The sequence below is a fragment of the Haliscomenobacter sp. genome, from assembly GCF_033763495.1.
In the GTDB taxonomy this organism is placed as follows: domain Bacteria; phylum Bacteroidota; class Bacteroidia; order Chitinophagales; family Saprospiraceae; genus Haliscomenobacter.
Window position 1 is genome coordinate 19,401 of the sequence record NZ_JANRKL010000174.1, and the last position, 10,621, is coordinate 30,021.

Here is a 10,621-nt window from a genome sequence, read left to right on the forward strand (position 1 = left end):
TTGAAAAAAAAGCAATACTCAAAACCCGTGGAGCCTGATCCATGGCAGTCGCTCAAGACCTACACCGATGCCCGCATTGCGCTGGGGCATACCGGAGGGGCTATTCCTTTGAAAGAGGTATTACAGTTCAAATTGGCTTTCGCCCACGCCAAGGATGCCGTATATTCTGAGTTGGATTACCCGAAACTGGAGCAAAAACTGGAGCAGTTTGCTGTACCTTATTTAAAATTGCACAGCCGGGCTAGCTCCCGCTCAGTTTATTTGCAACGGCCCGATTGGGGCAGAAGTTTGAATGAAGCTTCGGTAGCGAGGTTGAAAGAAATGCCCAAGATTGACCATGATATTGCGATTGTGCTGGCCGATGGATTGTCGGCTACGGCGATTAATCAGCATGCCATACCATTGCTGCAAAGGTTGTTGCCCTTGTTGCAAAAAGCGAATTATCAACTTGCACCAATCAGTATAGTCGAACAAGCCAGAGTCGCCATTGGTGATGAAATTGGGCATTTGTTGAGAGCTCAATTGGTGATTGTGCTGATTGGTGAACGGCCAGGCTTGAGTTCTCCATACAGTATGGGTGCATACCTTACCTATGCACCCATACAAGGCCTGACTGATGAACGCCGAAATTGTATCTCCAATATTCGTCCAGAAGGATTAACTTACGAATTGGCCTGCGAAAAACTATTCTATCTCATTCAAACCTCTTTGCGTTTGCAATTATCAGGCATAGCGTTGAAAGATAATACAGATACTTTGTATTTACCGTAAGCGATCCGCCGACCTAACCAACTTCTCGTCCTTATTCACAAAACGATACGCCAGTAAGGTAAACACCAGCGCCGCGATCGCCATGTACAAGCCCAGTCCATCGTTGATGGCTTCTTTACTCTTATTCAGCCCCTCCTGCATGAACAACACCACGGTAAGGATACTGCCCACGATGGCGGCAATCGTGGAAAATACCGCCAGCCGCATTTGAACTGCCCGGTTTTTGAACAAAAAGATTGCTACAATCGGTAGTGCACCTGCCACGGCAAAGGCAGCCATCAGGGCCACATGATCCTGAACACCATAAGCAGCATCGTTTAAAAAGGCCGATTGGGCCACTGCCTGTTTGGTTTCGGCGAAGGGTACGCCAAACAATCCGAGGTAAAGCCCCCCGGCCAGCAGAAAGAAAACGCTCTGAATTCGCTGAATCATAGCTGTAGATTGAAGGATATTGTAGTTTAATAGTGATATTTGCGGCGGAAGATAAGCGCTTATGGACTTACAACAAAACATCAATCGACTGAGTTATTGGGAACGCTCGGTTTTTTTCGATGATTTTCATACCGTGGTTTTGGGCAGTGGCATTGTGGGGTTGAATGCGGCTCTGCATTTGCGCAAGCTAGATCCTAATCGCAAAGTATTGCTCATTGAGCGTGGTTCGATGCCTAGTGGAGCCAGCACCAAAAACGCTGGATTTGCCTGTTACGGCAGCATGACCGAATTGCTGGATGATTTGCAAAAATTCGACGAAGGTACAGTTTGGGGTCTGGTCGAACGGCGTTTTTTGGGACTACAGCGCTTACGGCAAAAAATTGGCGATGCCAACCTGCGCTACGAAGGCCTGGGGGGCTATGAATTATTCCGCTCGGATGAAGCCGCTATTTTTGAGGAGTGCAGAGAACACCTCGCTGCTTTCAACAAAATGACCCATGCCATTACAGGTTTGCCAGAAACCTACCATATCGCTGATGGGAAGATTGCCAACTTTGGCTTCAAAGGTGTAGAACACCTCATCCTCAATGCTGGCGAAGGACAAATCAATACAGGCTACATGATGCAAAAACTCCTGCAACTGGCTCAGGAAGCGGGCGTACAAATCATCAATGGCTTGAGCATCAAAAAAATTGAGTCGGACCAGGGAGGCATCACCCTCCATACTCAGGATGACTGGACCTTGCATTTCCAGCAGGCCATCATCGCCACCAATGGTTTTGCACGTCAGTTGTTGCCTGAACTGGATGTAACTCCCGCCCGCAACCAGGTGTTGATCACCGCACCGATCCCCAATCTTACCATTCAAGGGAGTTTCCATTATGATCGGGGTTATTTTTACTTTCGCAACATCGATGGCAGGATTTTACTCGGCGGCGGCCGCAATCTGGCTGCTCAAGCCGAACAAACCTCCAACTTTGGCAATACTGAATTGATCCAAAATGCGTTAATGCAATTGCTGAACGAAGTGATTTTACCCGGACAAAACATCCCCGCAGAAAGTTGGTGGAGCGGTATTCTGGGCTTGGGAGAACACAAAATACCCATCGTACAAAGAGTAGCCCCCAATATTGTTGTCGCAGTGCGGATGGGCGGCATGGGAGTAGCCATTGGCACTTTGGTTGGAGAAGAGGCAGCAGAATTGCTGATTGATTAATCATTAAGGGGAAATAACAAGTGTTCATTTTGCCCCACTACTAAGTAAAAAGAAATGTATAGGCAGCTTTGGCTTTTAGGATTGATGTGGATGCTGACCGGAATAGCCCAGATACAAGCTCAGACCCCCGGCGCGAGCAGAGAAGGCAGTCGGGTAAAAATACTTTACTCCGACAAATCCGTATATGAAACCAGAGGCGAAACAACCATCAATCGCCTCAAAGGGAAAGTTGAGTTGAAACAGGACAGCGTATACATGTACTGTGACTCGGCAATTGTGGAAAACGAGACCCAGGTTTACGCCTACGGAAATGTAGTCATCCAGCAAGGGGATTCCCTCAAAATTTTTGCTGATGAAGCCCAATATGATGGCGAATCCAAAATCGCCAACCTCCTGGGCCGGGTCATTCTGATCAATGGCAACCGCAAACTCTACACCCGCCGCCTGGACTACCGCACCGATACCCGGGTGGCCTACTACACCAACAATGCCACCATGGTCAGCGACTCCCTCTCTTTAAAAAGTAAAGTGGGGTATTATTATGTGGCAACCAAACAAGCACAGTTTCGGGAAAACGTAACTGCGGTAGGCCCTCGGTTTAGCCTTAAAGCGGACTCCCTCAACTACAATACCGAATCCAAAGTCGTCGATTTCCTAGGGCCAACCGTCATTTCCAACGACAGCAGTAAAGTCTATTGTGAAGACGGCTTTTACGATACGTTCAACAACCGCGCTGAGTTTTCGGGCAATGCCCAGTACGTCAAAAAAGACCAACAAGCCGAAGCCGATACCATCACCTACGACGACAACCTCAAAATTTACTCCTTGCGCGGCAACGCCCGGGTGGAGGACTCAACCCGTTTGGCCATCGGCAACCTGATTCGCTACGACGAACTTCAGGACACCACTTTCCTGCAAGGAAACGCCCGCTACCGCGAAAAAGAACAGGACATCAATTCTGAAGTCATCAGCTACAACCGCAAAAAGGGCACTTTTAAAACCCTGGGCCGCACCTATGTGAGTGACCCGCCCAACCTGATGGAAGCCGACCAGATGGGTTTTGACGATGCAACGGGCCTGGGCGTGGCCACTGGCAATGTTATGTGGCGCGATACCGCCGCTGACCTTTCCATCAATGCCATGCGGGCAGATTATGGCAAAAAAAATGGGTATCTTAAAGCTTCGGGTGGGTCAAAAGGGCGACCGGAACTCATCACCATTGTGGAGGGAGATTCCTTGTTTTTGTCCGCCGATACCCTCCTCGCAGTAAAAGCCGATAGTTTGCCTGGCAAAGGGAAGGATAGTTTGTCTTTGGGAAAAAATGATTCCCTGGCTGTGGTACAAAAAGATACCATGCAGAGTGACACCAGCCGTATTTTACATGCTTTCCACAATGCCAGGATTTACAAAAAGGATTTTCAGGCCGTGTGTGATTCGATGGTGTATTCTACCCGCGATTCTTTGTTTACCCTCTACGGCAATCCGATTGTTTGGTCGGACACCAGCCAGTTTACCGCCGATACGATTTACCTCACTTTAAAGAACAAAAAGCTTGATAAAATCATCATGCGGAGTAACTCCTTCATAGTGGTGATCTCGGATGGGACTTATTTTAACCAGATCAAGGCCCGAAACGTGGTCTCCCACTTTGTGGAAAGTAACCTCAAACGAATGGACGCCTTTGGCAATGCCGAGGTCATTTATTACGCCAAAGATGATTCGGGTGCCTACGTAGGGGTCAACAAAACGGAATGTAGTGAGATGGTGATCAGGTTTGGAGCCCAAAATGCGGTGGAAAAAATCACCTTCATCACCGACCCTAAATCCGTACTAAGCCCGATGGGGACGACCAATCACCGGACATTGCGTTTGAAAGGCTTCCGCTGGGAAGTGGATTCCCGCCCCTGCAAACGTGAAGATATATTTGTAGTGCTTAGCCCCCAAAGTCGTATTGCTCCAGCTAACCGCATCAAGATCAACAGTGATGAAGAAAAACAATAAACTGAGCATTGTATTTCTTTTTGTATTGGGCTGTATCGATTTGAGTTTTGCCCAAACACCCATTCAAATTGCCCAACAAGCGCAAAAAGCTTACCAGCAAAGCCGCTATGCCGACGCCGTAAGCGCTTATGAAAAACTGATTCAGGGCGGCTACCACGATGCCGATTTGTGTTACAACCTGGGCAACGCCTGTTTTAGGGCAGGTAAACTCGGCAAAGCCGTACTCTACTACGAAAAAGCCCTCAGCCTGGACCCCACCGACGAGGCCACCCTACGGAACCTCGAACAGGTGCGCAGCGAACTCACCGACCAAATCGACCACAGCGCCGCCCCCGAATGGTGGGACTGGTTCCTACAACCCCAATGGATCATGCGCCCCAATGCCTGGGCCATTACCTTCGGAGTGTTGATCTGGTTGGGCATGGGTTTGTTTTGGTACATCCGCCGCAAACCTGCTGCGCCTTGGACGCCCTGGGTAGCACGTGGGGTATTGGCGCTGGCTTTTTTGGTTGCGCTGGCCGCAGCCCTGAGTTATTGGCATGATCATCAAAATCCCAGTGGAGTAATTCTAAGCAAGGAAGCGACCTTACGCATCGGGCCGGAGCAAGCGAGCCCGGCCATCCGGACCCTGCACGAGGGCACCAAAGTGGCCTATTTGGACAAAATCGGGACTTGGGACAAGGTGCGTTTGGCCAATGGTCAGGAAGGCTGGTTGGAAGGGAAAAGTACGGGGAGGATTAGGTGATTTCAAATAAAAATAAAACGAAAATTGAAATCTTCAAGTTCTTTCTCCTGTACAGATGGTCTTGTCCAGCGCTCCCAGGCATGCCTTCTTGAGATGGTTGGTTCTCTCTGGGTAATTGAATTGGAAAATCCGAATAGTTGTTTCTGCTTTATTCTGATCTGTGAGCGAAGCGTTTGGGTTCACTTCTATTTCGTGAGATGCATAGTTGTATAAAAAATATCGCTCAAAAGAATAATCAGGTGCATCGGGGCGAAGCAGGTCGGTGGAAAAGCTTTCCATTTTAGCCGTCTGGCAATGATTGCAGGCGCAATACAGGTTTCGCCAGGAATAAGCTTCCATGAAATAATCAGGTACACTTTTAGGGCAAAAATGGTCAATTGTGTCATCGCCAATCTGTAAAGGAAAAGCATCACAATAAGCGCAATGATTCTGACTTTGAAGCTTTAAAAATGGAAGAAGCAATTGATTAACAGGCTGTCCTTTGTATTGATACCAATTAAAAGTTGCACCAGGGTTCCGGCTTTTCAGCGCTGCCCATTGCTGATTCCAACGCGCTGCATTTTGCTGCAAAAACTCAGGTTCCTCTTGACGTTTAAAGTATTTCATGTTTTATGCAAGCTTGATCAGATACTCAGGCTAAGTGATTTGCGGCGATTGAGTTGGCGCAATTCCATTTCGATGATTTGGTGCAATTCAGTGCTTTGCTCAGCCAGTTCACGGCCTTTGCTGAGCAATTTTTTATTCAAATTTTCATCATTGCTTTTGAGTACTTCGTCCCGGAGGGCATAAAATTCTTTCAACTGATTTTCAGCGCCAATTCCAAATTCTGCCGATACATCGAACACCTCATCCAACCAATACCGGAAACTATTGCCATCCTCGGACAACTTGGGATACCCCTCCGCCAACTTGCTATCTCCATTCGGCTTCACCAATTTATGTATCCGGGCCCCATCTACTGAACCGACTACAAAAGGCGAGTGGGTACTGATGAAAATTTGAGCATTGGGGAAAAGCTTCTGTACCACAGGGAGAATTTTGCGCTGCCAGACGGGATGCATGTGTACTTCGATTTCATCGAGAAAAAGGATAAAGTTGCGCTCGAAAACGGGGGTGTCGTTTTCCCATTTTACGCGATCCATACGCATGAGAAGGTCGGCAATCCAGGAGATGATGCTTTTGAGGCCGTCGGGGAGTTGGTTGAATTCTAGTTCCTCTCCGTCAACTTCCACAACTACATTATATGGTTTTGTCTTAACTTGAAAACGAACAGATTTTTGGATGATTTCGGAAATGGTGTTTTCCAACTTATTCATGATTTGACGGAGTTTATCCAACTCTTGGGTATCTCCTCCTACATGGGCAAAAGCCTGGCCAGCCTTGTTGTTCGCAATCCATTGAAGAATATTTGCAGGGTTAATGGATTGCTGGAAATCCAGTGCATTCTCAAACGGATGATTTTCAATCTCTTTTATACCAATAATTGTCGTGGAATTAAATCGGCGGTGGCCAGAATAAGCAAAAAAAGCGATCCCAAACGGTAAATTAGGAAACTCCTGATATGGCCGTACATACTTATTTGCAATATTCAGATAATTAGTTGTTTCCTTAAAAATGGTGGCTTGTTCTTTTAATGGTGCTATAAAAAAACCTAAATTACAATCAGGGGAAATTGATAAAATAGTTCTTGCATTTATGGATCGGCGAAGTTTATTTATCGTCGGTTCAAAATGCTTATCTCCAATCCCAATTAGAGTCATAATTTCCAACATCGTCGACTTCCCGGTTCCATTTTCCCCTGTCAAAATATGAATCTCCGCCTTATCCTCCATCCCAGCAGGTTTTTCGGGAAAATTCAAAGTCAAATCGCCAAAAGGGCCGATCTGCTGTAATTCCAGCTGATTGATGCGAAGTATGGGCATAATTCAAATCTGTTTCATACAAAAATACACTTTTTACCCCAAAAACGCATCAACTTTTGTGCCACCCCAAGAATCGCGGCAGCGATTCAATTTTGAATAGCCGCGGTCGTCCGCGGACACCAAGGAACGCCAGGCTTCCACAACCACGGGAGTGGTTGAATTTCTGCCCGGATCAGTTCAACCACTGCCGTGGTTGTAAAAATCCTCCCCCCCTGCTAAAACCCGCGGACGACCGCGGCTATTCAAGATTCAACCACTGCCGTGGTTGGGGTTGTTCGGGCCTATAAACTAGGTTCATTTCCAGGCGCTACAAATAATTTCCCCCAAATCCTCCCAACTCCGCTCCGAACCCACTATCTTCATGGGTCATAACCAATAACCCATTACATGTTGCGCTTCGGCTACGATGCCAAACGGCTTTTTAACAACTTCACCGGTTTAGGCAATTACAGCCGTACCTTGTTGAAAAACCTGTCCTATTACTACCCCGACCACGCTTATTTCCTCTTTTCTCCCCGTATTGAGCGCAAGCCGGACACCAAGTTTTTCACCAGTAGTGCCTCTTTTACGCCCTATAGTCCTTCGCAATACCAGCGCATTTTGTGGCGGAGCTACTCGATCCGGTATGCCTTGAAGCGCCACAAAATCCAGTTGTACCACGGCCTGAGCAATGAATTGCCCTTGGGCATCAAAAGCACCCGCATCAAATCCGTAGTGACCATTCACGATCTGGTGTTCAAACACCGCCCCGATTATTATCCTTTTTTTGACCGCCAGGTCTACGACTTTAAATTCAGTTATGCCTGCCAAAATGCCGATGCTATTGTAGCGATCAGCGAAAGTACCAAGGCCGATATCGTCCATTTTTACGGCATTCAACCCGAAAAAATCAAGGTGATTTACCAGTCCTGCGACGAACGTTTCATGCAGGAAAAATCACCCAAATTGATCGAGCCTATTCTGGCCAGGTACCAGCTTCCCTCCGAATTTATGCTTTATGTGGGTACCATTTCTGAGCGCAAAAACCTGCTCAGCATTGTACAAGCCATGGCTCAATTGCCCCAAAGCATGCGCATTCCCTTGGTCGTCATTGGTCAGGGCAAAGAATACAAGGCTCAAGTGCTGGAATTTCTGCAAAAAGCGGGCCTGAAAGAGTGGGTCATTTTCACCCAGGTCAGCAACGATGATCTGCCCGCCATTTTCCAAAAAGCGCGGATTTTTTTATACCCCTCCCGCTGGGAAGGTTTTGGCATTCCAGTGATAGAGGCCTTGTTCAGCCACACTCCAGTGATCAGTTCGAAAGTGTCCTCCTTGCCCGAAGCAGCGGGGCCAGCTTCCTGGCTGGTCGACCCCGAGGAACCCGCTGAAATCGCCGCCGGAATAGAGCGCATCCTGGGCGACGATGCTTTTCGAAAAAACATGGTCAAAGCCGGCCTTGAATACGCCCAAAACTTTAAGGGTGAAGTGGTTACTGAAGAAATGATGGATTTGTATACCGGCCTTTTAGGTCTAGATTAGCCATATTTATGGACGAAACTTACCAGCACAAAATCGAATTTACCGGGGAAAATTTTAGCGAAACAACTTTGCTACGAGGCGAATACGAAGCTTGTACGTTCTCCCAATGTGTGTTTGCCAAAGTGGATTTGTCCAAATTCACCTTTGTCCAATGCAGCTTTGTCGATTGTGATTTCAGCATGGCCAAATTGAACCAATGTACTTTTCGGGAAGTGGAATTCAAGGCTTGTAAACTGCTGGGCTTACACTTTGATTATTGCAATCCTTTTTTGCTGTCCTTTTCCTTTAGCGATTGCACCCTGAATTACAGTGCTTTTTATCAGTTGAAAATCCCCGGAACGTTATTTAAAAACTGCCATTTGGAAGGGGTCGATTTTGTGGAAGCGGATTTGAGCAATACCGTTTTTGACAATTGTGAACTGAATGCTGCCGTTTTTGAAGACAGCGTTTTGGAAGGGGCGGACCTACGTACTGCGCACAATTTTTCCATTGACCCCAGTTTTAACCGCATCAAAAAAGCAAAATTTTCTCGCCAAAACATCATCGGACTTTTAGGAAAATATGGTATTATCGTGGAATGATGAGCGTTCAGGAAAACATCAGGAAAACATGACTTAGAGACGCAAGATCTTGCGTCTCTACCCACTTCTCAACTCAATACCTGCATCATGAGCAAGCCTAAAAAATTATCCCGTCGCCAGTTCATCGAACAAACGGCGATAGTGGGTGCGGCCAGTGTAGTTGCCCCTGGCCTTTTGCAAGCCAGCAGCCCACTACCGGTCAAAAAAGTACGTGTCAGTATAATTGGTTGTGGCAGTGTCTCTACCCAATACCTGCCCCACATTTCCAAGTCGCCCCATGTGGAACTGGCCAGCACTTGTGACATCATTCCAGAACGGGCACAAAAAGCCGCCGAGCAATACGGCATCAAACATTGGTACCCACACATCGACCAACTACTGGCTGGCGAGCCCTTCGACCTGCTGCTCAACCTCACCGACATGCAGGAGCACGGTCGGCTCAACAAACAGGCCCTGCTGGCTGGCCGCAATGTATGGAGCGAAAAACCCATGGCCAATACCTACGCCGAAGGTAAGGCGCTGCTCGATCTGGCTAAATCCAAGGGTTTGCGCATTTGGGGCGCGCCAGCGGTGGTCAATAGCCCCCAATTTGCCTTTATGGCCCAACAAATCCAGGCAGGAAAACTGGGACGTATTGCCGCTGCACATGCACATTACGGGCATTTGGGGCCACATTGGTCGGCATTTTTTTATGAAAAAGGTGGTGGCAGTTTGCCCGATTTAGGCGTATACAATCTCGCTACATTGACGGGGCTCTTAGGCCCGGCCAAATACATCACGGCCATGACCAGCATTGTGACCCCCAAACGCAAAACCGACAACAAAGGGGAAATCGATGTGGTAGCCGAAGACAATGCAGTGGTACTCATGGATCACGGCAAGGGCATCATTTCCAGTGTGCAGTGTGGCTTCAACTATTTTGACCCCTATGGGCACGAAGGGAAAGGCCAGGAAAAACCGACCATCTCCATTTGGGGCAGCGGCGGCAACATGAACCTGATCGGCTACGATTGGGCACCCTTCGGTGTAGATATGGCCACGATGGAAAACGAAAAAACGGTGCGCCATGTGCCCGATCCAGGTGCCTATGTATGGCAAATGGGGGCTACCGTCATCTCTGAGTTCATGGCCGGGGCAAGTGGCGAGCCGCGTATTCAGGCGGAACATGCTTTGCATGTGTTGGAGGTGATTGAGGCGGCCCGGAAATCGGCGAGTACGGGGAAAAGGGTGAAGTTGGTGTCAACGTTTAAGTACCCGATTTTGTAACCTCAAATTTTCCATTTGCATATCCCCTTAAATTCCAGTATTTTTGCACGTCACAATTAACCGTCTTTTTCATCCGGAATGAGAAACGCTACTGAACTGAAACCCGGCGAAATTCGCCTGGGGGTCGTCCAATGGCTGGTAAGGAATTTTGCGTCAGTGGAAATTTTCC

10 protein-coding genes are annotated in these 10,621 nt (G+C 47.8%); 7 read left to right on the forward strand and 3 right to left on the reverse strand.

The annotated features are described in order from the left end of the window. Positions 1 to 771, forward strand: coding sequence for an ethanolamine ammonia-lyase subunit EutC (gene eutC, locus SFV55_RS18710; RefSeq protein ID WP_320031062.1), 771 nt, complete (start codon positions 1 to 3; stop codon positions 769 to 771). Here eutC and SFV55_RS18715 read toward each other — a convergent pair. After that, positions 763 to 1,203 carry a DUF4293 domain-containing protein gene (locus SFV55_RS18715; RefSeq protein ID WP_320031063.1) on the reverse strand — a complete coding sequence of 147 codons (441 nt, stop codon included), beginning with the start codon at positions 1,201 to 1,203 and terminating at the stop codon, positions 763 to 765. The genes eutC and SFV55_RS18715 overlap by 9 nt on opposite strands. Before the next feature lie 61 nt (positions 1,204 to 1,264). Here SFV55_RS18715 and SFV55_RS18720 point away from each other — a divergent pair, with 61 nt between their 5' ends. Genes SFV55_RS18720 through SFV55_RS18730 form a run of 3 tightly spaced genes read left to right on the forward strand, consistent with a single transcriptional unit; the run spans position 1,265 to position 5,165 of the window. Beyond that, the gene (locus SFV55_RS18720; protein WP_320031064.1) at positions 1,265 to 2,419 is read left to right on the forward strand and encodes an FAD-dependent oxidoreductase; all 1,155 of its coding nucleotides are present in this window, start codon (positions 1,265 to 1,267) and stop codon (positions 2,417 to 2,419) included. 54 nt (positions 2,420 to 2,473) lie between these two features. Further along, positions 2,474 to 4,420, forward strand: a complete 1,947-nt coding sequence (locus SFV55_RS18725) for an OstA-like protein (protein WP_320031065.1) — start codon at positions 2,474 to 2,476, stop codon at positions 4,418 to 4,420. Then, entirely contained in the window at positions 4,404 to 5,165 is a 762-nt protein-coding gene (locus SFV55_RS18730; RefSeq protein ID WP_320031066.1) for a tetratricopeptide repeat protein, read from the forward strand. Before SFV55_RS18725 ends, SFV55_RS18730 begins: the two co-directional genes overlap by 17 nt. 33 nt (positions 5,166 to 5,198) lie before the next feature. Here the strand turns inward: SFV55_RS18730 and SFV55_RS18735 are convergent, their stop codons facing one another. Both SFV55_RS18735 and SFV55_RS18740 read right to left on the reverse strand, forming a co-directional pair. Further along, positions 5,199 to 5,771 carry a hypothetical protein gene (locus SFV55_RS18735; protein ID WP_320031067.1) on the reverse strand — a complete coding sequence of 191 codons (573 nt, stop codon included), beginning with the start codon at positions 5,769 to 5,771 and terminating at the stop codon, positions 5,199 to 5,201. 17 nt (positions 5,772 to 5,788) lie between these two features. Further along, positions 5,789 to 7,087 carry an AAA family ATPase gene (locus SFV55_RS18740; RefSeq protein WP_320031068.1) on the reverse strand — a complete coding sequence of 433 codons (1,299 nt, stop codon included), beginning with the start codon at positions 7,085 to 7,087 and terminating at the stop codon, positions 5,789 to 5,791. A gap of 387 nt (positions 7,088 to 7,474) precedes the next feature. On the opposite strand from SFV55_RS18740, the gene SFV55_RS18745 reads away from it, so the two are divergent. From SFV55_RS18745 to SFV55_RS18755, 3 genes are all read left to right on the forward strand, one after another. Further along, positions 7,475 to 8,605 carry a glycosyltransferase family 1 protein gene (locus SFV55_RS18745; protein WP_320031069.1) on the forward strand — a complete coding sequence of 377 codons (1,131 nt, stop codon included), beginning with the start codon at positions 7,475 to 7,477 and terminating at the stop codon, positions 8,603 to 8,605. Between the two features lie 8 nt (positions 8,606 to 8,613). After that, positions 8,614 to 9,186, forward strand: coding sequence for a pentapeptide repeat-containing protein (locus SFV55_RS18750; protein ID WP_320031070.1), 573 nt, complete (start codon positions 8,614 to 8,616; stop codon positions 9,184 to 9,186). Between the two features lie 87 nt (positions 9,187 to 9,273). Next, the gene (locus SFV55_RS18755) at positions 9,274 to 10,452 is read left to right on the forward strand and encodes a Gfo/Idh/MocA family oxidoreductase (protein WP_320031071.1); all 1,179 of its coding nucleotides are present in this window, start codon (positions 9,274 to 9,276) and stop codon (positions 10,450 to 10,452) included. Positions 10,453 to 10,621: the final 169 nt, after the last annotated feature.